24 protein-coding genes, 2 rRNA genes and 1 riboswitch are annotated in these 19,655 nt (G+C 44.0%); of the genes, 24 read left to right on the top strand and 2 right to left on the bottom strand.

What is annotated here, in order from left to right; translation table 11 throughout:
* A 23S ribosomal RNA gene (locus AB4Z50_RS30630) occupies positions 1 to 87 on the top strand; the annotation flags it as partial.
* Between the two features lie 98 nt (positions 88 to 185).
* A 5S ribosomal RNA gene (gene rrf, locus AB4Z50_RS30625) occupies positions 186 to 302 on the top strand.
* Positions 303 to 413: 111 nt separating this feature from the next.
* Here the strand turns inward: rrf and AB4Z50_RS30620 are convergent.
* Positions 414 to 944 (bottom strand): hypothetical protein, encoded by a 531-nt coding sequence (locus AB4Z50_RS30620; protein ID WP_076271261.1) that lies wholly within the window; start codon positions 942 to 944, stop codon positions 414 to 416.
* A 232-nt stretch (positions 945 to 1,176) separates the two neighbouring features.
* Here AB4Z50_RS30620 and AB4Z50_RS30615 point away from each other — a divergent pair, with 232 nt between their 5' ends.
* From AB4Z50_RS30615 to rsmI, 10 genes are all read left to right on the top strand, one after another.
* Positions 1,177 to 1,368, top strand: a complete 192-nt coding sequence (locus tag AB4Z50_RS30615; RefSeq protein WP_339205847.1) for a sigma factor G inhibitor Gin — start codon at positions 1,177 to 1,179, stop codon at positions 1,366 to 1,368.
* Between the two features lie 105 nt (positions 1,369 to 1,473).
* The gene (locus tag AB4Z50_RS30610) at positions 1,474 to 3,003 is read left to right on the top strand and encodes an aminotransferase class I/II-fold pyridoxal phosphate-dependent enzyme (RefSeq protein ID WP_441885290.1); all 1,530 of its coding nucleotides are present in this window, start codon (positions 1,474 to 1,476) and stop codon (positions 3,001 to 3,003) included.
* Between the two features lie 113 nt (positions 3,004 to 3,116).
* Complete coding sequence (gene tmk, locus AB4Z50_RS30605) at positions 3,117 to 3,773, top strand: dTMP kinase (protein WP_339205851.1); 657 nt, start codon at positions 3,117 to 3,119, stop codon at positions 3,771 to 3,773.
* Positions 3,774 to 3,900: 127 nt separating this feature from the next.
* Entirely contained in the window at positions 3,901 to 4,230 is a 330-nt protein-coding gene (locus tag AB4Z50_RS30600) for a cyclic-di-AMP receptor (protein WP_054025787.1), read from the top strand.
* A 16-nt stretch (positions 4,231 to 4,246) separates the two neighbouring features.
* A complete protein-coding gene (locus tag AB4Z50_RS30595) occupies positions 4,247 to 4,690 on the top strand; it encodes a YaaR family protein (protein ID WP_076271265.1) in 444 nt (147 codons plus the stop codon).
* A 33-nt stretch (positions 4,691 to 4,723) separates the two neighbouring features.
* A complete protein-coding gene (holB, locus tag AB4Z50_RS30590) occupies positions 4,724 to 5,701 on the top strand; it encodes a DNA polymerase III subunit delta' (protein WP_076271266.1) in 978 nt (325 codons plus the stop codon).
* A 3-nt stretch (positions 5,702 to 5,704) separates the two neighbouring features.
* Positions 5,705 to 6,508: a PSP1 domain-containing protein gene (locus tag AB4Z50_RS30585; protein WP_053373398.1), complete on the top strand. Its 804-nt coding sequence runs from the start codon at positions 5,705 to 5,707 to the stop codon at positions 6,506 to 6,508.
* A 62-nt stretch (positions 6,509 to 6,570) separates the two neighbouring features.
* Complete coding sequence (locus tag AB4Z50_RS30580) at positions 6,571 to 6,972, top strand: initiation-control protein YabA (protein WP_076271267.1); 402 nt, start codon at positions 6,571 to 6,573, stop codon at positions 6,970 to 6,972.
* Between the two features lie 127 nt (positions 6,973 to 7,099).
* Positions 7,100 to 7,768, top strand: coding sequence for a tRNA1(Val) (adenine(37)-N6)-methyltransferase (locus AB4Z50_RS30575; RefSeq protein WP_076271322.1), 669 nt, complete (start codon positions 7,100 to 7,102; stop codon positions 7,766 to 7,768).
* Positions 7,765 to 8,646, top strand: a complete 882-nt coding sequence (gene rsmI / locus AB4Z50_RS30570) for a 16S rRNA (cytidine(1402)-2'-O)-methyltransferase (protein WP_441885286.1) — start codon at positions 7,765 to 7,767, stop codon at positions 8,644 to 8,646. The genes AB4Z50_RS30575 and rsmI overlap by 4 nt, the downstream gene beginning before the upstream one ends.
* 131 nt (positions 8,647 to 8,777) lie before the next feature.
* Here the strand turns inward: rsmI and AB4Z50_RS30565 are convergent, their stop codons facing one another.
* The gene (locus AB4Z50_RS30565; RefSeq protein ID WP_054025791.1) at positions 8,778 to 9,032 is read right to left on the bottom strand and encodes an AbrB/MazE/SpoVT family DNA-binding domain-containing protein; all 255 of its coding nucleotides are present in this window, start codon (positions 9,030 to 9,032) and stop codon (positions 8,778 to 8,780) included.
* Between the two features lie 270 nt (positions 9,033 to 9,302).
* Between AB4Z50_RS30565 and AB4Z50_RS30560 the strand changes: the two genes are divergently transcribed.
* From AB4Z50_RS30560 to spoVG, 12 genes are all read left to right on the top strand, one after another.
* Positions 9,303 to 10,601: an HD domain-containing protein gene (locus AB4Z50_RS30560; protein WP_441885284.1), complete on the top strand. Its 1,299-nt coding sequence runs from the start codon at positions 9,303 to 9,305 to the stop codon at positions 10,599 to 10,601.
* Positions 10,602 to 10,618: 17 nt separating this feature from the next.
* Complete coding sequence (locus AB4Z50_RS30555) at positions 10,619 to 11,392, top strand: TatD family hydrolase (protein ID WP_441885282.1); 774 nt, start codon at positions 10,619 to 10,621, stop codon at positions 11,390 to 11,392.
* Positions 11,393 to 11,576: 184 nt separating this feature from the next.
* Positions 11,577 to 11,757: riboswitch (cyclic di-AMP (ydaO/yuaA leader) on the top strand.
* A gap of 248 nt (positions 11,758 to 12,005) precedes the next feature.
* Complete coding sequence (locus tag AB4Z50_RS30550) at positions 12,006 to 13,154, top strand: ubiquitin-like domain-containing protein (protein WP_441885280.1); 1,149 nt, start codon at positions 12,006 to 12,008, stop codon at positions 13,152 to 13,154.
* A 124-nt stretch (positions 13,155 to 13,278) separates the two neighbouring features.
* Positions 13,279 to 13,827: a ribonuclease M5 gene (rnmV, locus tag AB4Z50_RS30545; RefSeq protein WP_441885278.1), complete on the top strand. Its 549-nt coding sequence runs from the start codon at positions 13,279 to 13,281 to the stop codon at positions 13,825 to 13,827.
* 4 nt (positions 13,828 to 13,831) lie between these two features.
* Positions 13,832 to 14,749, top strand: a complete 918-nt coding sequence (gene rsmA, locus AB4Z50_RS30540) for a 16S rRNA (adenine(1518)-N(6)/adenine(1519)-N(6))-dimethyltransferase RsmA (protein WP_076271273.1) — start codon at positions 13,832 to 13,834, stop codon at positions 14,747 to 14,749.
* A 76-nt stretch (positions 14,750 to 14,825) separates the two neighbouring features.
* Positions 14,826 to 15,710 carry a sporulation peptidase YabG gene (gene yabG / locus AB4Z50_RS30535; protein ID WP_076271274.1) on the top strand — a complete coding sequence of 295 codons (885 nt, stop codon included), beginning with the start codon at positions 14,826 to 14,828 and terminating at the stop codon, positions 15,708 to 15,710.
* A 282-nt stretch (positions 15,711 to 15,992) separates the two neighbouring features.
* Positions 15,993 to 16,268: a biofilm formation stimulator Veg gene (veg, locus tag AB4Z50_RS30530; RefSeq protein ID WP_053373389.1), complete on the top strand. Its 276-nt coding sequence runs from the start codon at positions 15,993 to 15,995 to the stop codon at positions 16,266 to 16,268.
* Positions 16,269 to 16,471: 203 nt separating this feature from the next.
* Complete coding sequence (locus tag AB4Z50_RS30525) at positions 16,472 to 16,657, top strand: small, acid-soluble spore protein, alpha/beta type (RefSeq protein ID WP_054025797.1); 186 nt, start codon at positions 16,472 to 16,474, stop codon at positions 16,655 to 16,657.
* A 137-nt stretch (positions 16,658 to 16,794) separates the two neighbouring features.
* Positions 16,795 to 17,649 (top strand): 4-(cytidine 5'-diphospho)-2-C-methyl-D-erythritol kinase, encoded by an 855-nt coding sequence (gene ispE / locus AB4Z50_RS30520; RefSeq protein ID WP_339205863.1) that lies wholly within the window; start codon positions 16,795 to 16,797, stop codon positions 17,647 to 17,649.
* A gap of 83 nt (positions 17,650 to 17,732) precedes the next feature.
* The gene (gene purR, locus AB4Z50_RS30515; protein ID WP_441885275.1) at positions 17,733 to 18,560 is read left to right on the top strand and encodes a pur operon repressor; all 828 of its coding nucleotides are present in this window, start codon (positions 17,733 to 17,735) and stop codon (positions 18,558 to 18,560) included.
* 51 nt (positions 18,561 to 18,611) lie between these two features.
* Positions 18,612 to 19,010, top strand: coding sequence for a RidA family protein (locus AB4Z50_RS30510; RefSeq protein WP_305953918.1), 399 nt, complete (start codon positions 18,612 to 18,614; stop codon positions 19,008 to 19,010).
* Between the two features lie 130 nt (positions 19,011 to 19,140).
* A complete protein-coding gene (gene spoVG / locus AB4Z50_RS30505; protein WP_028609566.1) occupies positions 19,141 to 19,422 on the top strand; it encodes a septation regulator SpoVG in 282 nt (93 codons plus the stop codon).
* Positions 19,423 to 19,655 lie beyond the last annotated feature (233 nt).

Below are 19,655 nucleotides of genomic sequence, written 5' to 3'. Positions count from 1 at the left end.
TTGAAGACGACGAGGTTGATAGGTTCGGGGTGGAAGCACAGCAATGTGTGTAGCTGACGAATACTAATCGGTCGAGGGCTTATCCTAAACACGTTTACTGTGACCCATACATCCAGTAGACAGCAGCATAAAGGCTTCAGCAAGCCTAACTTTCGTATCCAGTTTTCAGCGTGCAACACGCTACGTTTGGTGGCGATGGCGGAGGGGAACCACGCGTTCCCATACCGAACACGACCGTTAAGCCCTTCAGCGCCAATGGTACTTAGACCGCAGGGTCTTGGGAGAGTAGGACGTCGCCAAGCACGAGAGACCTATCGCATGTGATGCGATAGGTTTTTTGTTTCTTCCTTGTCTAATTTAGATTAAAAATTGAGGCCTTAGAACGCTCTGTATGAGCTTCTAAGGCCTCTTTGTTATCTGCGATAATAAGATGCTTCTCTAGACTGAAGCCTAAGTACGCCGTCCTTCTGCTCCTTACGGAAAGAGAAGGACAGAAGCATACGCGGGATCAGCAGCCATAGGTGCCAACTTACAATGCTAATCATCAATGATTCTTTGATCCATGGATAGAGAAGCGCAATGGCACAAAGGCCGATCCAGAACATATGACGATGAACTCGGCGAAATAGGAACAGCTTTATATCATTAGCTGGTTTAAATCCAATCCATGGGGGTGTAATACGCCACACCCATTGCCTGTCTGCTGCTTCGTCCACTCGGATAAAAGTAAGCAGTATAATCGCGATATGGATGATTTGCACGACTGCAAAGCCGAAAAGCCATGAAAATAGACCATCCATTTCATACATAAGCATTTGGAAAGCCAATAATACGGCTGCAATAAGCAAATGGCTCTGAATAAGCTCAGGGCGAATGATTTTTCGTTTTACAAGCTGATATTGATAAATTGTAGCATTTTGTTGTTCGGATAATTTTTGACGCATATTTACTTTTCCTTTCCTTCTCAGAGATACTGTGACTCTCGTTAACTATATCGGTATTTACAAGCATTCTGTCCATAGCTTTATGAAACATTTTTACATATGCTGTAACCATTAGCCCATACGGGGCATACGATATATAAATATTTGAAATGCGCTATGAAACAAGTATAAATAGATAGACTATGTGTCATAATAATAGTTAATAAGGGACGATCAGAAAGCGGGGATTGTTATGGACGATAATCGCGAGTATCAGTGTATTATTTGTAACGAAGAAAAAGCTGAAGGTCAGGGTATTCGAATAGTTACCGGTTTTATCTGTGATACCTGTGAAGCGGAAATGATAAGAACAGATGTTAAAGATGCCAAATACCCTTTTTTCATTAATCAAATGAAGCAAATATTTTTGGGTAAAAATGCATGAGCGGTTTCTGATTACAGAAGCTGCTCTTTTTTTGTAGTGTTTATTGAATAATATATATAATAGAAATAGGAATGAATGTTTACTGGAGAGGATTGTACATATACAATGAAGCCCTTTATTGCTCCGTTATTTGAAGCGCTTGTGAATCATACCCGTACTAAGCCAGTCGGATTTCACGTACCCGGCCATCATGGGGGACAAGCACTTAAGCAACCATTATGGAATGATCAATTAAATGATGATGTAGTCGATTATTTTTATAGTATAATGCAGCTTGATTTAACTGAAATCTCATCAACCGACGATTTGCATCATCCTGAAGCTTCTATTAAAGAAGCACAGCAATTGGCTGCAAAAACATTTGGTTCAGAGGAGACTTACTTTTTGGTTGGAGGAAGCACCTCTGGGAATATGGCGCTGCTGCTCGCCGCATGTGATCCAGATGATATTGTTATCGTTCAGCGGAATGTACATAAATCCATTATAAATGGTTTGAAGCTTGCTGGGGCTAAAGCAGTGTTCCTCTCGCCTCAGATTGAACCGTTATCAGGGCTAGCAACGATTCCTTCTGTCCAGCAAGTGGAAGAAGCGCTTATTCAATATCCTGATGCAAAAGCTGTCTTTTTGACTAACCCGAATTATTACGGTATTAGTGTGAAACTTAAATCATATGTTGAGACTGTCCATCGGTATAATAAGCCGATTTTCATAGATGAAGCACATGGTGCGCATTATGGCTTGGAGCCAGCTTTTCCGCAGTCGGCAATGTCAGAGGGAGCAGACGGCGTTGTACAGTCAGCGCATAAAACATTGCCGACACTTACGATGGGGGCGCTTCTTCACATTCAAGGCAACAGAATATCAAGGGAATTGCTGCGTCAGTCGCTTGCGATAATTCAAAGCTCAAGCCCGTCGTTTCCGATTTTGGCTTCAATAGATATTTCCCGAGCAATGATTGATGCTTTGGGCGCTGATCTTTTTAAACAAAGTCTTGAATCAGCGGCGTTTTTCCGTCAGTGGCTGCATCGTCACTCATCCGTTATACGGGAGATGAAAATCGATGAAAATAGCGAATCAGACTTGCGATCAGATCCGCTGCGACTAGTGTTATACGATTCTAGCGGTAAGCGAACCGGTTATGAACTGCTGAAGCATCTGGAGCAGCATGGCTGTTTTGCTGAGATGGCAGATCCTAAGTATATTGTACTTGTTGTCGGTATTCAGACATCATTAGAGGACATAAAGAGGCTGCAGGAGGCTGTTGAGGCACTTGAGTCCAATGCTACGACAAATAAAAACTCTGATGGGCTGATGGCTGATGATAAAGAGGGGTGTGCGCTGCCAGCAGCTTCAATAATTACCTGCCATGAGAGCCGTTCGATATCAGAGCCTGTTTCGTTTGCGAGATCTAGGTTTAAGAACAAATCAAGTGAGCGAATACAGCTGAAAGATGCTGTACATCATATATCAGCAGAGATGGTCATACCTTATCCGCCTGGCATCGCTATTTTGTATCCAGGCGAGAGAATCACGGCAGAGTTAATTGAGCATATACAACAGCTTGCCGAGATGGGTGCAAAGTTTCAAGGCGCTGCTGATGGAATGATGAATACCATAGCTGTTTACCCTGAATAAGCTTAAATAGCAGAACGATTATGAACTTGAAGTAAATGTTGATTGTACTAGGAGTACCGCTTTGTTAATATAGAAGAAAGTATAGTTAACATAACGTTAGGAGAAGCCTTAGTTTGAAAAAAGGTGTATTCATTACCATAGAAGGCGGCGAAGGAGCCGGCAAATCGACACTGATTGAACAATTGACGAATATAATGCTTCAAAGGGGAAAGTCGATCACGACGACGAGAGAACCAGGAGGCATTCCCATTGCAGAACAGATTCGCGCCGTTATATTGGATCGCGAGAATACTGCAATGGATGCAAGAACAGAAGCACTGCTTTATGCAGCTGCGAGAAGACAGCATTTGGTGGAAAAGGTCGTTCCAGCACTGGAGAAAGGCGAGTTTGTTATTTGTGACCGCTTCGTAGATAGCAGCTTGGCTTATCAAGGTTATGCGCGTGGGCTTGGGATAGATGAGGTCTGGGCCATCAATCAATTCGCGATTAAAGAAGTGATGCCTGATCTGACGATCTACATGGATGTGTCTCCGGAAGTAGGTCTCGGACGTATCGCACAAGCATCAGAGAGAGAAATCAATCGTTTAGACCTAGAGAAGCAGTCTTTCCATGAGAAGGTGCGAGAAGGCTATATGAAGCTGTTGCAGCAGAACCCGGAACGAATCGTGCTTGTAAATGCCGAAAATAGTGCGGATTTGGTGTTTGCTGACGTTTTATCAGCAATTGATGAGCGTTTTGCAGGATTTTTTGCAACCGATGTCAAACTTTAAAGTATAGACGAAATTCTATGCATCAAGAGATTTGTCGTTATGGGGCTTGAGATTCAATAAATGGTTTAATGGTTAAAATTGCAAGTTATTAATAACCTATTCTAATAGTAGTCAAGGGGGAATGAAGATGAAATTAGTAATCGCGGTTATTCAAGATAAGGATAGCAACAGACTGTCAAATGCACTTGTTCGTGAAGGGTTTAGAGCAACGAAGCTGGCAAGTACGGGTGGATTTCTAAGAGCAGGCAATACTACCTTTATGATTGGTATTGAGGACGAGAGAGTACATGAGGTTCTTCAAGTCATTAATGCAAATTGCAAAGTAAGAGACCAATTGGTTACTCCTGTATCACCGATGGGCGGATCAACAGATTCCTATATTCCTTTCCCTGTTGAAGTACAGGTTGGTGGAGCAGCTGTATTCGTAATGCCTGTTGAACGATTTGAGCATTTCTGAATGGGCGTGATATAGGGTGAAAATTGATCAAGGCTTTCGACCATTGGGACAAAACCGTACAAACAACGAAGCCACAAACAAACAGATACAGCCAAGAAGCTTTGCTGATGTGATGGTTCAGCAGGATGCTGATCGTACACAAGAGCAGCTTCAACTGAAGCTGCAGGACATTCATAGACAAGGTGATCGGCTTGCTAGAGTGATGACTGTCCGTGAATTGAAAATTTATCGTCAAATGATCAAGCAATTTTTGGAGGACACCATCCGGCGCGGCGTTGTGCTGAAGGAAGTCAAAGGCTTCGATCGCAGAGGACGAATTAAACGATATAAACTGCTGGATGAGATCGATGCGACACTCGTCTCCATGGCTGAGGATTTACTCGACAGTGAGCAAGGAAGAATTGACTTGCTTAACAGGATCGGTGAGATACGAGGCCTTCTTATTAATTTATTGTTTTGATGATAAGAGAGCAGGGAAAGGTAAGGAACGGCGATGAGCTTCGAAAATATTCCGGGGCAATGGAAAGCGCAGCGGATTTTGACCCACGCTTTGCAGAGCGGTAAAATTTCTCATGCCTATTTATTTAATGGTCCTTCAGGTACGGGAAGAATGGCGATGGCTCGCGAATTTTCAAAGGCATTGTTCTGTACGGCAGGTATTGCCGCTGCTTGCGGGGAATGCTTGGAGTGCAGAAAATTTGAACATGGCAATCAGACAGACTTAACGACGATAGCGCCAGATGGCCAGTCCATAAAAATTGATCAAATTCGCGAGCTGCAGCGAGACTTTTCTTATCGCAATAGCGGGACGAAGCGCAAAGTGTATATGATAGAGCAAGCTGACAAAATGACGCTGCAGGCTGCGAATAGTTTACTGAAATTTTTGGAAGAACCGTTGTCGCCAGTTGTTGCTATTCTGATTACGGATAATGGACAAGCTGTTCTTCCTACTATTCGTTCTCGAACGCAGTGGGTGCCTTTCCTGCCGATGTCGCCTGAGATTATGCTGCAAACTCTTATTGCTGAGGGTGCTCCGTCTATTTTAGCCCGAACCGTTGTTCAATTAACATCAGGTTTAGATGGTGCAAGACAATTTCTCCAGCAGAATCAGTTTGCAGAAATCAGAACCCTAGTGATACAATTAGGCAAGGAGAGTTTGACCCGATTCACCGCGGCGATGATCACTGCTGGACAACAGCTATTTAAAACAGATTTGGTAGAGCATACGCAACTGCTGTTGTCGTTATTAGTTATATGGTTTAAAGATTTGATACAGTTCCAGGCCGGCAGGCAGGACAACATCGTTTTTATAGATCAGTTGGATTGGATAAGTAAACATGCATTTAATCGTTCGTTCGCAGGTTGGGTGTCCTGCATCGAGCATACGTTAGAAGCGAGTAAGCGTATGCGAGCGAATGTTACGCCTCAGCTCGCATTTGAGCAACTATTGGTAAACTTACAGGAGGGCTAATTCTTGTATAATGTCATCGGCGTCCGCTTCAAGAAAGCGGGCAAGATCTATTACTTTGATCCGGTTGAGCATCCCGTGGATAAGGAACAACATGTTATTGTTGAAACAGCACGCGGAATCGAATACGGTAAAGTGGTGGTGGGACAGAAGCAAGTCGGTGAATCGGATGTTGTTCTTCCTCTTAAGAAAGTGATACGTATTGCAAGCGATGTGGATGCAAAAGTTGTTGAAGAAAATCGCGCCGCAGCCAAAAATGCGTTTTCTACTTGTCTTGAAAAAATTAAAGGTCATCAGCTTCGCATGAAGTTAGTTGACGTTGAGTTTACGTTTGACCGTAACAAAATTATTTTTTATTTCACGGCAGAAGGCCGAGTTGACTTTCGCGAGCTAGTAAAAGATTTAGCCAGCGTATTTCGAACTCGGATTGAACTCAGACAAATCGGAGTTCGGGACGAAGCAAAGATGCTCGGTGGTATTGGTCCATGTGGACGAGTGCTTTGCTGCTCCTCTTGGCTGGGTGATTTTGAGCCCGTATCGATCAAGATGGCCAAGGATCAGAACTTATCGCTTAATCCGACAAAAATTTCTGGATTATGCGGTCGTCTCATGTGCTGTCTGAAATATGAGCATGACAATTACGAAAGCATTCGAGAAGAACTTCCGGCAATTGGAAAATTCGTAGTCACCTCATATGGTGAAGGTAAGGTAACTGGTATTAATACATCCACCAAAAGTGTGTATGTGCAATTATTTGATACACCAGGTAAACCGAAAGAACTGTCGATGGATGATGTCGTCATCAAATAAGCGGCAGAGTGCGATTCTCACGGGTGAGGTTACACTCACGCTTGAAGCTCTGGGGTGGGAACTTGGAGAAGAACAATATTTTTGCGAAAATGGACGAGCTGGATAACCAAGTAGGTGTGTTCCATAAGGAGCTTACGGACTTGAAGCAGAAGGTAAAAGAGCTGCTCGAGGATAATAAGCGTCTAAGTGAGGAGAACAACCAGCTGCGTCAGTTGTTTAAGAGAGAGGCTGAGCTAGAGCATGAAGTTGTTGCAGCTCCAGCCAAAGGAATTAAACCGGGAGTAAGCAAAGAGGAACAGGTCATCACTGACCATGCATTCGCGGAAGCGGGAGCAGCTATTGGTGAAGGCCATGACAACTTAACTCGGTTGTATCACGAAGGATTCCACATATGCAACGTTTATTACGGGCATTTGCGGACGGAAGGCGACTGTTTATTCTGTCTATCCTTTCTTAATAAATAGTGGAATCCGTACGACATGCCGCCCTTGCCGCAAGGGGCGGTATTTTTATTAAATATACAATCAAGGAGCGGCCCAAATCGTGTCGGAACATATAACCTTAGCAGAAAACGAACGTCTCGATGATCTTATGACAGAAAATGGTTTGAAAATTATACAAAGCCGGGAAGTGTTCAGCTTTTCACTTGATGCCGTATTATTGTCACGGTTTGCAAGTGTGCCAAAGCACGGGCGAATTGCTGATTTATGTACGGGCAATGGTGTTATACCGATGCTTCTTACAACGAGAACAAATGCGCAAATTGATGCGGTTGAGATTCAACCGAGATTGGCGGATATGGCTAGAAGAAGCGTAATGCTGAATAAGCTGACGGAGCAAATAAACGTTATTGAGCAGGATTTGAAATTGTATCCTAAGATTGCGGGTAACGGGGTATATGATGCGATAACGGTAAACCCACCTTACATGCCAATAACAGCAGGTGAACAAAACGAAAACGAACATTATGCGATCGCAAGGCATGAGATTCATTGTACGCTGGATGATGTCGCAGAAGCATGCTCTAGGCTGGTGCGCCCTGGCGGCAAGGTCTCGATGGTCCATCGCCCTTCGCGTCTGCTTGATATTGTGGAAACGATGCGTAAATGGAGACTTGAGCCGAAGCGGATTCAATTTGTCCATCCTCATGCAAATGCAGAAGCAAACATGGTATTAATAGAAGCAATGCGTGATGGGAAGCCTGACATCAAGCTTCTTCCGCCAATAATGGTATATGAGAATGGGGTGCAGATCGTTTGAATATACAAAAAAGCTTTGCCGATGCTTCCAAAGAAAATGTTGGAAGCCTTTATTTGGTCGCGACACCAATTGGAAATTTAGAAGATATGACATTCCGTGCGATTCGTACATTGAAGGAAGTACAGCTTATCGCTGCTGAAGATACGAGGCAAACACGGAAGCTGCTTACACATTTCGAGATTGGAACTCGTATTGTCAGCTATCATGAGCACAATAAACAAGCCAGCGGCCCTGAGCTGATCAGATTGCTTCTAGAAGGGCAATCCATCGCATTAGTTAGTGATGCGGGTCTGCCGGCTATTTCTGATCCAGGTGCGGATCTCGTGAAGGACGCCATTGAAAATGGTATTTCCGTTATTCCTATTCCAGGAGCGAATGCAGCATTGTCTGCACTTATTATATCGGGTCTGCCTACGGATCGATTTTTGTTTGCTGGATTTCCGCCGCGCGAGCGAAAGTCATTAATGAAATGGCTGCTCGATATGCAAGCACAGAAAGGGACCCTGCTTTTCTACGAGTCACCCCATCGTATAAACAAAACACTTGATGCACTTCAGGAATGTCTCGGCGATCGCCAAATAGCATGTATCAGAGAACTGACAAAACGCCATGAAGAAGCGGTCCGCGGCCGAATTTCAGAATGTATAGCATGGTTTGAGGAGCATCCGCCGCTCGGAGAATTTTGTGTTGTGGTGGAAGGATCAGAGGGTGAAGGGGCAAGTGAGCTGCCAGCGGCAGATATTTGGTGGTCTGAGTTTGATCTTGCTGCCCATGTTGCTCATTATGAGGAACAATTTGATCGTAAGGAAGCCATTAAGAAGGTTGCGCTCGATCGAGGTTTGCCTAAACGCGAAGTATATAATGAAGTAAATAGATAGATGATTATTATATATGTGAAATAGTAGACAAAAAAAGACCTTCCTGGCCGGGTTCAAGCGCAGGAAGGTATCAAGGAGTATAAAAAAGGTTAGAATTAACAAGTTAATAAGTACAGTATAACTTATTTTTTTTATTTTGTCACAGGTGTTGGCATTTCTGACAAACAAACATGACAAACAATTTTTCCTTTGAAATAAGATACGTTTTCTGCGTTGCCACAGAAGATACATGCAGGCTCATATTTCTTAAGCATGATGCGCTCGCCATCTACGTAGATTTCAAGAGCATCTTTCTCGCCTATTCCAAGTGTACGGCGCAATTCGATCGGTATAACGACGCGTCCTAGCTCATCAACCTTACGAACAATACCAGTAGATTTCATCATAATCTATTATTGCCCCTCTCAAAATACGTTTCGTCATCGTTCGACATAGTTTTTGCTTTTATGATTACTATAATACCAACGATTACCATAATAGTCAACCAGGAATATTCCCCGGATAGCTGAATTCACAAGTATTTGACTAGTTAGTACGGTCATATTACTCTGTAATAGAATACAACAGCTTCGACAATTTGGAAACTAATTTCCGACACTATTCGACATGAAAATCATTTTTTGTGTCGAAAATATGAACAAAGGAGATGAGAGACGATGAAAAAACAGCTGACCGAAGAGAAAGTTTTTAAGGATCCTGTTCATCATTATATATATGTACAAGACCAAACGATTTGGGATTTGATCAATACAAAAGAGTTTCAAAGACTGCGCCGGATACGACAGCTAGGAACCTCCTATTTGACCTTCCATGGAGCAGAGCACAGCCGGTTTTCACATTCACTTGGCGTATATGAAATTACTCGAAAAATTATTTCTCAGTTTGAACGAAACAGCTATCCTGACTGGCCAGTCAAAGAAAAGCTAGTCTCGCTTTGTGCTGCTTTATTGCATGATGTTGGTCATGGTCCGTTCTCGCACTCCTTGGAAGAAGTATTCGACACGGATCACGAAGAGTGGACATGTAACATCATTTTGGGAGATACAGAAATCAATCGCGTGCTAAGTGCTGTATCGGAGCAGTTTCCTGCTCAGGTCGCTGCAGTCATACAAAAAAAATATCCAAATCCGATTGTTGTTAGTTTGATTTCAAGCCAAATGGATGCTGATCGGATGGATTATTTGCTCCGAGACGCGTATTTTACAGGTGTTAACTATGGAACATTTGATTTAGAGCGCATTTTGCGCGTATTGCGTCCTTATAAAGGGCAAATTGTAGTTAAAGAGAGCGGTATGCACGCAGTTGAACATTATTTGATGTCTCGTTATCAAATGTATTGGCAAATTTACTTCCATCCGGTTACAAGAAGCTCGGAAATTATTCTACGTCAAATATTTCGTAGAGCACAGGAGCTTTACGTGGGTGGCTACTCTTTTCAGTGGATGCCTAAGCAGCTGAAATGCTTGCTTCAGAACACGATGACGGTACACGACTATCTGAAGCTGGATGAAGCGCTCGTTCAGACCGCTTTCGCAGAGTGGGCGGAGGAGCATGATCCTATTTTAAGCGATCTATGTGAACGATTTCTGAACAGGCATTTATATAAGTACATTACGCTTGAAAACCCGGATGAAGAGCTGCTAAATGAGATTAGCGAATGTTTCTCTTCTATAGGAATGAATCCGGATTATCATATGGAAATCGATTATCCATTCGACCTGCCATATGACGTATATCGACCAGATAAAAAAGAAGGAGAAAAGAAAGAAAAAGCGCCGATTTTGTTGTTAGATGGTTTGGAAGATATAAGCGAAATATCCTCTAAATCCGACATTGTTCGTTCTATTACTGGCCTGCATCAAGGACAATATCATCTTTATTATCCAGAAGAGCCGCTCAAACAAAATATTCATCGATTGCCGGATTCACTTCGTAAGCTTTTCAAACTCGATTGAAGGAGCATAACATCAACATGACATTACTTTTTGATACACATACTCATTTAGATTCGGAAAAATTTGATGAGGATCGCGACGAGGTCATCCAGCGTGCGAAGGATGCAGGCGTGCATATGCTTGTCAATATTGGTTTTAACCGTGAAACGATCCCTACAACGATGGCGCTAGCAGAGAAATATGATTTTATATACGCAGCAGTTGGTTGGCATCCAGTTGACAGTATAGATATGCTTCCAGAGGATTTGGAATGGATTGAACGTCTATGCGCGCATGAGAAGGTTGTCGCCATTGGTGAGATTGGACTCGATTATCACTGGGATACTTCTCCAAAAGAGGTACAACAAAGGGTTTTTCGTGAGCAAATTCGTCTTGCTCGTAAGGTGCGCAAGCCAATTGTCATTCATAATCGGGATGCTCATGAGGACATTATTCGTATTCTTCAGGAAGAGAATGCAGCAGAGGTTGGCGGTGTCATGCATTGCTTCTCCGGCAGCTGGGAAACGGCTAAACAATGTCTTGATATGAACTTCTATATATCATTTGGAGGACCTGTTACTTTCAAAAATGCAAGGGTGCCAAAAGAGGTGCTTAAGCAGGTTCCGATCGACCGAATTTTGATCGAAACGGATGCTCCATATTTAACTCCTCACCCGTTCAGAGGGAAGCGAAATGAGTCCTCTTACGTCTCTTTAGTTGCAGAGACAGCAGCCGAATTATTGGGCAAAACGGTAGAAGAAATAGGTGTAATTACGACTGAAAACGGTCGAAGATGTTTTGGTATTGTCTAAAAACGAGAGAAATAATGAGAAACAGAGACCTTTATCGCGTAAAAACTAATTTTTATAGCGATAATCGCTTATTTTTTCCTGCTTTATCCTGCTTTTTCGCTTAAATCGTCTTTTATCGTATCTTTACAATTGACCTCGTATGAAGGTATGATTCATCTCAGAGCAATAAAATTTTGTATTGGATTTCCAGTTTACGCTTAATCTCCATTCGGAGAGCGGGGGAACCATGTACGGTTTTTAATTCCGTATTTTGAATTCTTCAGGGGTGAATTTCGAAGCCATTGCCATGAGCATTGTGTAACGAATAGGGCGACTCTCTTGTCCGAATCCGTCAGCTAACCTCGCAAGCGTTATAGAGAGTGATCAACCTCGTGCATCCATTTTTCTGTATCCCAGTGAATCATTTAACCGGGAAGCCACGAAACAGATCCTCTGTCGACGGCTTCTTTTTATTTTCGAATAATCGGGAATTTGTCGACATAGGGATAAAAGATGGGGGTGGGAGGATCGATAGCAGTACTGGATTGCGTGCTCGCACGCCAATATACTATAGTCGCGTCAGTTGTATCATGCGTAACACTTGGCGGCGGGGCTATGAAGGAGGACCGATGAAGTGGGAATACTCCAGGTTAAGGACACCCATGGGAAACGATCATCCAGCATGTCTTTCGCATTGCGATGGAAGCGTGAAAACTTGCGTTTGATTCTTTTGAGTGCTACTATCTCAATCGCTATGACTTTCATGTTTTTGGTGTTGTTGTACGGAACGGCTGTCAAAAGCGTCTCCGTAGTAGTGAACGGACAAGAAACCATTGTGGAAACGAAGCAATGGGTCCTGCAACGCCTACTGGATGAACAAGCTATCGCAATTGGACCACATGATGAGGTGTCCATACCGCTTAATGCGGCAATAAAGGACGGAGATCGTATAGAGGTGACTCATGCGATACCGGTAATTGTGAAGGCTGATGGCAAGACCTCTACTGTATATACGACAGAGAGAACAGTGCAGGCAGCGATCGAGGAATTACATATTCCAGTTCGTGGTCAAGATAAAGTAATACCTCCGCTTCATACCGTTTTGGACAACGAATTGACTGTAACCGTCGTTCGCGTAGATAAGAAGGTAGCTGAGACAGAGCGTGCAATGCCATTCTCTATTGTGAAGAAGAACGATCCAACGCTGGAAGCGGGCAAGCAGAAGCTTGTTCAACCCGGCAAGGAAGGTCTGATCGTAGAGAGTATCGAGAAGCAGTACGAGGACGGTATTCTTATATCGAAGAAGATGGTCAGCAAAGTGGTTGAAACCGCTGCGGTTAATCAGGTTGTCGCCATCGGAACGAAGAAGGAAGAGCCTAAAGTATCTGTGCTCTCAAACAAGAGCCCGAGCTTTACTTCGCTTACGAAGAGCGGTGTAACGTTTAAGGCGAGAAAAGTACTTAAAAATGTCACGTTGACTGCTTATTCTGCAGACCTCTCTTCAACAGGAAAAGATGAAAGCCATCCGGAATACGGGATTACATCATCAGGCACTCGTGTGCAAGAGGGTCGGACGATAGCTGTTGATCCGAAGGTAATTCCCATCGGTTGGTGGGTTTATATTGAAGGAATCGGTTTCCGCCGCGCTGAGGATAAAGGAAGTGCGGTTAAAGGCAACAAAATCGACGTATACTTTGATAGTACAAAGATTGCGAACAAATTCGGCAGGAAAAAAGGCATCACCGTATATGTGCTGGGGCCGAATAAACCAACTGCAAGCTAATTGAGCGGTTACCATCATCTTATCGCAATAATCAATTAAATATGCCATCATAAGGAGAGGCACTGCCTCTTCTTTTTGCATGTCTAAGGGTCTAATACAGTTTATGTAGAAGGGGATGATCTTGGTGATCAAAGAGATCATTGTCGTTGAAGGCAAAGATGATACCGTTGCAATAAAAAGGGCGGTAGATGCAGATACCATAGAGACGAATGGTTCCGCTATCGGTGAGGATGTATTGAAGAGGATTGCGCTGGCCAATGAGCGTCGCGGCGTTATTATATTCACAGACCCTGATCATGCAGGAGAACGCATTCGCAAGATTGTTGCGCGTCATGCGCCAGGATGCAAGCATGCTTTTTTGCCGCAGGAGAAGGCTTTGTACAAAGGGGACATCGGCATCGAAAATGCGAGCCCCGAGGCTATTCGTGCGGCGCTCTCTGAGCTCCGTACAGAATCGGCAGATGAAGCGGGAGAAATTAGCTGGGAAGACTTAATGGATGCAGGTCTGATTGTACATCCTGATGCGTCTAATCGTCGCTTGGTTATAGGCAAGCTGCTCGGAATTGGTTATGCGAATGGCAAGCAGTTCTATAAGCGCTGTACAAGCTTTCGGATTTCCAAAACAGAGTTTACGGAAGCTTTCCGTCAAATGGAAAAGGAACTGGAGGGATAGCTGAATGAGTCAAGAGCATAGTGAGCTTAGCAAGGAAACGGTAAAGCCATCCGCGATAGAGGTGGCTACGCCCAAACGCACCAAAGAAATCATTGCGAAATACGGTTTTTCCTTCAAAAAGAGTTTGGGACAAAACTTTCTGATCGATCAAAATATATTAAATAACATCGTAGCGGCAGCTGAGCTTGATGAAACGAAGGGCGCGCTTGAAATCGGCCCTGGTATTGGCGCGCTCACACAGCGGCTTGCCAAAGCGGCTGGTAAGGTGACGGCTGTCGAAATCGACAATAGGCTCATTCCGATTTTGAAGGATGTGCTGGAGGGCGAGGAGCATACAACCGTCATTCATGGCGATGTGCTTAAGCTTGATTTGAAGAAGCTGTTCGAAGAGCAGTTTGCGGACGTAACAGGTGTAAGTGTTGTTGCCAACTTGCCTTATTATGTGACAACGCCAATTCTTATGAAGCTGCTTGAAGAGAAGCTGCCGCTTGAGCATATTGTCGTCATGATTCAGAAGGAAGTCGCGGAGCGGATGGCAGCGAAGCCAGGCGGCAAGGAATATGGCAGCCTCAGTGTAGCCGTTCAATATTACTGCGTGCCTAAGGTTGTCTGCATGGTGCCTCATACGGTGTTTATACCGCAGCCAAATGTAGATTCAGCCGTTATTAAGCTGTCATTGCGTGACAAGCCAGCTGTTGATGTACCCGATGAGGATCATTTCTTTAAAGTGGTGCAAGCCAGCTTTGCACAGCGACGGAAGACACTGGCGAATAATCTAACTGCATTCGTGGGCAAGGAGCGCCGCGAAGCATTAACGGAAATGCTTTTAAGCAACGATATTGACCCTATAAGACGCGGTGAGACGTTGTCGCTCGAGGAATTTGCGCGGATTAGCCGCAGCATGCTGGAGGCCGGCTGGTAGAGCTAGGCCGTTTCATCATAAAATACTCACCATTCGCACGTTCTGCCCATAGGATAGACGAAGAGGTGATTTACCCATGAAGCAAGGGGACCTGGTCGTCCGCAAATCGTATGGCGGTGACGTGCTGTTCAAGGTTGAGGCTATTCGTACACATACTGCCGTTCTGAAAGGCACGGATTACCGATTGCTTGCGGATGCTCCGATTCCTGATTTGTCGGTCATACGCGATCCAGAAACGACAAGTGCGGTGCAAGAAGTTCGAATTAAAGTGAATGATTCATTAAGACGCATGCATTCTGAACGGGAACGTCAAGCGGTTGAGAATGAGGAGCATATTCGGCATGCGCTGCAGCAGACTCAACCATTCTTTGAAGTGCCAGGAAAGGTACTTCACCTTGATGGTGATAGTAATTATTTGAAGAAGAGCATGCAGCTGTACAATACGATGCAAGTTCCTTCCCACGGTCTCCATGTGCATGAGTCTCAGATGGCTGATGTGCTTTACCGTCTGCTGCCCCAAATACAACCGGATATTGTCGTAATAACAGGTCATGATGGCGTATTGAAAAGCCGTTTGCCCATGGATCTGTACAGTTTAAGCAGCTATAAAAACTCACAACATTTCGTTAATGCTGTACGCGTCGCTAGAGAATATGAGAGAAGCCGTGACGGGTTGATCGTTATTGCAGGTGCTTGCCAATCCCATTTTGAAGCGTTGCTGCAAGTGGGCTCGAACTTTGCAAGCTCGCCAGGACGAATATTGATTCATGCGCTCGATCCTGTTTATATAGCGATTAAAGCAAGCTATACATCCATAAAAGACACGATTAACTTAGCAGATGTCATTCATGGTACGATAAGCGGAATTGACGGCGTGGGCGGTATTGAGACAATGGGCAGCTTCCGTGTAGGTCTGCCAAAGCCAAAAATTACGTCACCGAACTCTGTATTAAAGCAGTAACAGATAGCGATATGTTCTGAAGGGATGAATAGAGACTATTTTCAGGCTGAAAATAGTCTAATCAAACATGTCCTTTTCGCCACAATTTTGTATCAAATGTTACGTTTAAATTGAATCAACTTCTTAATATGTATATTTTTTGCTTCGTTATGTATGGTTTTTTAAAAAATGGGTGAAATCACCGTTGACAAGTAAATATACCGACTGATATAATATTTTGCTTTGTTTGACAACCCTCCTCCTTTTGGTTATAATGGACAAGGAAAGAGGTGGTAGTGGACAATGGCAAAAAATGCGCTATTGGATATTAAACGCAGCTTGGAAGCTCATGTTGGCTCCAAAATCCGTCTTCGAGCGAACGGTGGACGACGAAAGACCATCGAACGAACCGGTACGTTGGAAGAAACCTACCCTTCTGTTTTCATTGTAAAGCTGGATGAAGAGCAGCATGCCTTTAAGCGTGTCTCTTACAGCTATGCGGACATACTGACTGAGTCGGTGGAAGTGACCGTATGCAATGATGAAGGTCAAGTCCGTATCGCCCATTTGCAACAATAGAATATATATCGCCTAGTGAGGCATGTTAGCGCAGAATAGCATCTGCGCTTTTTTTTTGCGTTCATTCATTTGCCTTTGCGAAAAGAAGGCGGCCATTCCCATCTCCGTATGGTCGCTTGTCATTTGAAGCATACTACCTGTGCAATAGTGACAGCCGTATATTTTGATTAGAATGACGTAAATTCGAATATGGAGGTAATGAAATGGGTCGCAGAAGACGCGGAGTAATGTCTGAGGAATTGAAATATGAGCTTGCCAAAGATCTTGGTTTTTATGATACAGTGCAGCAAGAGGGCTGGGGAAGCATACGCGCGAAGGACGCCGGAAATATGGTGAAACGCGCAATACAAATCGCTGAGCAGGCTGCTGCCAAAACAAATCAACCCTAAGTGATGGCTCCTATTTATTCGTGAAAAAGCTAAGCGGATGACTGTCGAAAAACATTCGATTGTCATCTCTTAGCTTTTATTGCGTTGGTTTGATATAATGATGCTTAAGCTTACGAACGAACGGGTGAACTTATCAGATGAAAATTTATGAAAAAGCTCCTGCCAAAATTAATTTATTGCTCGATGTACTCCGCAAGCGTGATGACGGCTACCATGAAGTCGAAATGATTATGACCATGGTTGACCTTGCAGACCGACTTGAAATGGAAGAGCTACCTAGAGATACGATCATTATTTCAAGCCAAGTTGGATACATACCGTTAGATGAGAAGAACTTAGCGTTTCAGGCAGCTAGGCTTATTAAAGACCGTTATGATGTTAAGCAAGGCGTATATATTCATTTAGACAAAAAAATACCAGTCGCTGCGGGACTCGCTGGCGGAAGCAGTGATGCTGCTGCTGCTCTGCGAGGGCTAAACCGTTTGTGGAAGCTTCAGATCCCTGAGGACGAGCTGTGCAAGCTAGGCGCAGAGCTTGGCTCTGACGTTCCGTTCTGTGTAACAGGCGGCACTGCAATCGCAAGGGGACGTGGTGAGAAGCTTGAACATATCGCCAATCCTCCGCAATGCTGGGTTGTACTTGCCAAGCCGCCAATCAATGTATCGACGGCTGACGTATATGGCAGATTCCGCGCAAATGAGCTTAAAGAGCATCCATCCATTTCAAATATGGTTGGTGCACTTGAGCGCGGTTCTTTTGCCGATATATGTGAAGGACTTGGCAACGTACTCGAGAAAGTTACGCTGGATGTGCATCCTGAGGTTATGCAGCTGAAGGAAAGTATGATTCGGCTTGGTGCCGACGGTGTGCTTATGTCTGGCAGTGGACCTACTGTATTTGGCCTTGTGTCGAAGGAAGCCAAGCTTCCTCGTATTTATAATGGGCTCCGCGGTTTCTGCAAAGAAGTATATGTGGTAAGAATGCTCACATAAGGCTGACGTTCTCCTTGATTAAATCCGTATAAAAATGTTATATTTACATTATAATATTCGGATTTAGGTGGGGGGAGATGTGTTTGAAAAAGTTGAAACGGAGCTCGCGGTTGGTAGAGATGACCCAATACCTGTTAAGTCGACCCCACACGTTAATTTCACTGACAGCATTTGCTGATCGATATCAATCGGCAAAGTCTTCAATTAGTGAGGACCTGGCGATCATAAAAGAAGTGTTTGAGGAAGAAGGTATCGGCGAGCTTCATACACTTGCAGGAGCAGCAGGCGGAGTAAGATATACGCCTAAGATGCAAGCAACGACGGCTCTTACCATTATGACAAGCATATGCCGCCAGTTAGAGCAGCCTGAAAGGGTCCTTCCCGGCGGTTATTTGTATATAACGGATATGTTAGGCCAACCAGAGCTTCTCGCGGATGTCGGCAGAATGTTTGCAACTGCGTTCGCAGACCGGAAGATCGACGTCATTATGACCGTTGAGACAAAAGGAATACCTCTAGCTTACGCAACAGCTGCGTGCTTGAATATTCCGGTTGTTATTGTACGGCGTGACAATAAGGTAACGGAAGGCTCTGCAGTGAGTATCAACTATGTATCAGGATCAACCAAGCGGATTCAGACGATGTCACTCGCACGCAGAGCGCTTAAGGAGCAATCCCGCGTTCTTATTATCGATGACTTTATGAAGGCAGGCGGAACGATCCAAGGCATGATGGATTTGCTGTTTGAATTTAAAGCTATCGTCGCAGGCGTTGGCGTATTTGTTGAGTCAGGCGAGGTAGAACTCGAGGAACGGCTTCTTGAGGACTATGTCTCACTAGCTAAACTGACGGCTGTTGATATGAAGACAAAACAAACGACGGTAATTCCAGGCAACTATTTTAAAGAATAGATACGTGTAAATGAGAGCTTATTACATCTTGTTAGGAAGGCTGGGACCATCATGACAACAAAGCAACAAATGCAAGTGATTGCAACGGACAAAGCTCCTGCAGCGATCGGACCTTATTCGCAAGCGATTAAGCTCGGAGGATTATTGTTCACTTCAGGACAAATTCCGCTCGATGCGGCTGGGCAGCTTGTTGATGGCGGCATTGAGGAACAAACGCATCAGGTGTTTAGAAATTTGGAGGCCGTGCTTGCTGCTGCAGGTGCCAGCTTTCAAGATGTCGTAAAAGCGACCGTATTTATGAAAGATATGAATCAATTTGCAACGGTAAATGGCATTTACTCCTCTTACTTCGGAGAGCATAAACCGGCTCGTTCGGCCGTGGAGGTCGCAAGGCTGCCAAAGGATGTTCTTGTCGAAATAGAGGTCATTGCATCGACAATTGTCGAATGAAAACGAAAAAGATTCAAAATAAAAAAAATATTTTAAATTGAGTATGATTTTACCAAAAATGTAGAAGGAATTGGCACAAAAACGTGGAAGTATACACCAAGTCTCTGATAGACAAAGGTGGTGAACACAAGTGCAAATTACTGATGTCAGACTCCGCCGTGTAAATTCCGAAGGGCGTATGAAGGCAATCGCATCCATTACTATTGATAATGAATTCGTTGTTCACGATATTCGTGTCATCGATGGAAACAATGGTATGTTCGTTGCAATGCCAAGCAAACGTACTCCGGATGGAGAATTTCGGGATATCGCTCATCCGATCTCTTCAACCACCCGGGAGAAAATCCAGGCTGCTGTTCTCGCTGAATACGAGCGCGCAGCAGAAGAAGTTGCGATTGAAGAAGGAGCTTAAAGCACTGCATTTTATGTTTTTGGGGTTGATTGGAGAAGAGAGCCATGGCTCTCTTCTCTTTTTTTTGCGAGAGGTGATTGCTGAGCATGTGATTACGTGCGACTTATCTTTTTACTATGAAACGAATAGGTTGTAGTGTAGAATGACAGGCAGCGATTCCATACACTTGGAAATCGAGCAACATATTCGTATAATGGAATAGGATGTACGACTTGAATCATTGCAGCTTTCAG

Origin of the sequence: Paenibacillus sp. 2TAB26, assembly GCF_052115145.1 — a bacterium.
Lineage (GTDB): Bacteria > Bacillota > Bacilli > Paenibacillales > Paenibacillaceae > Pristimantibacillus.
This window is presented reverse-complemented; position numbering and strand designations above follow the sequence as displayed.

Bases quoted from the DNA above. Each gene is read 5' to 3' on its own strand.
- AB4Z50_RS30620 (WP_076271261.1), bottom strand. From the start codon at position 944: ATGCGTCAAAAATTATCCGAACAACAAAATGCTACAATTTATCAATAT.
- AB4Z50_RS30615 (WP_339205847.1), top strand. From the start codon at position 1,177: ATGGACGATAATCGCGAGTATCAGTGTATTATTTGTAACGAAGAAAAA.
- AB4Z50_RS30610 (WP_441885290.1), top strand. From the start codon at position 1,474: ATGAAGCCCTTTATTGCTCCGTTATTTGAAGCGCTTGTGAATCATACC.
- AB4Z50_RS30600 (WP_054025787.1), top strand. From the start codon at position 3,901: ATGAAATTAGTAATCGCGGTTATTCAAGATAAGGATAGCAACAGACTG.
- holB (WP_076271266.1), top strand. From the start codon at position 4,724: ATGAGCTTCGAAAATATTCCGGGGCAATGGAAAGCGCAGCGGATTTTG.
- AB4Z50_RS30575 (WP_076271322.1), top strand. From the start codon at position 7,100: ATGACAGAAAATGGTTTGAAAATTATACAAAGCCGGGAAGTGTTCAGC.
- AB4Z50_RS30565 (WP_054025791.1), bottom strand. From the start codon at position 9,032: ATGATGAAATCTACTGGTATTGTTCGTAAGGTTGATGAGCTAGGACGC.
- AB4Z50_RS30560 (WP_441885284.1), top strand. From the start codon at position 9,303: ATGAAAAAACAGCTGACCGAAGAGAAAGTTTTTAAGGATCCTGTTCAT.
- AB4Z50_RS30555 (WP_441885282.1), top strand. From the start codon at position 10,619: ATGACATTACTTTTTGATACACATACTCATTTAGATTCGGAAAAATTT.
- rsmA (WP_076271273.1), top strand. From the start codon at position 13,832: ATGAGTCAAGAGCATAGTGAGCTTAGCAAGGAAACGGTAAAGCCATCC.
- yabG (WP_076271274.1), top strand. From the start codon at position 14,826: ATGAAGCAAGGGGACCTGGTCGTCCGCAAATCGTATGGCGGTGACGTG.
- veg (WP_053373389.1), top strand. From the start codon at position 15,993: ATGGCAAAAAATGCGCTATTGGATATTAAACGCAGCTTGGAAGCTCAT.
- AB4Z50_RS30525 (WP_054025797.1), top strand. From the start codon at position 16,472: ATGGGTCGCAGAAGACGCGGAGTAATGTCTGAGGAATTGAAATATGAG.
- ispE (WP_339205863.1), top strand. From the start codon at position 16,795: ATGAAAATTTATGAAAAAGCTCCTGCCAAAATTAATTTATTGCTCGAT.
- AB4Z50_RS30510 (WP_305953918.1), top strand. From the start codon at position 18,612: ATGACAACAAAGCAACAAATGCAAGTGATTGCAACGGACAAAGCTCCT.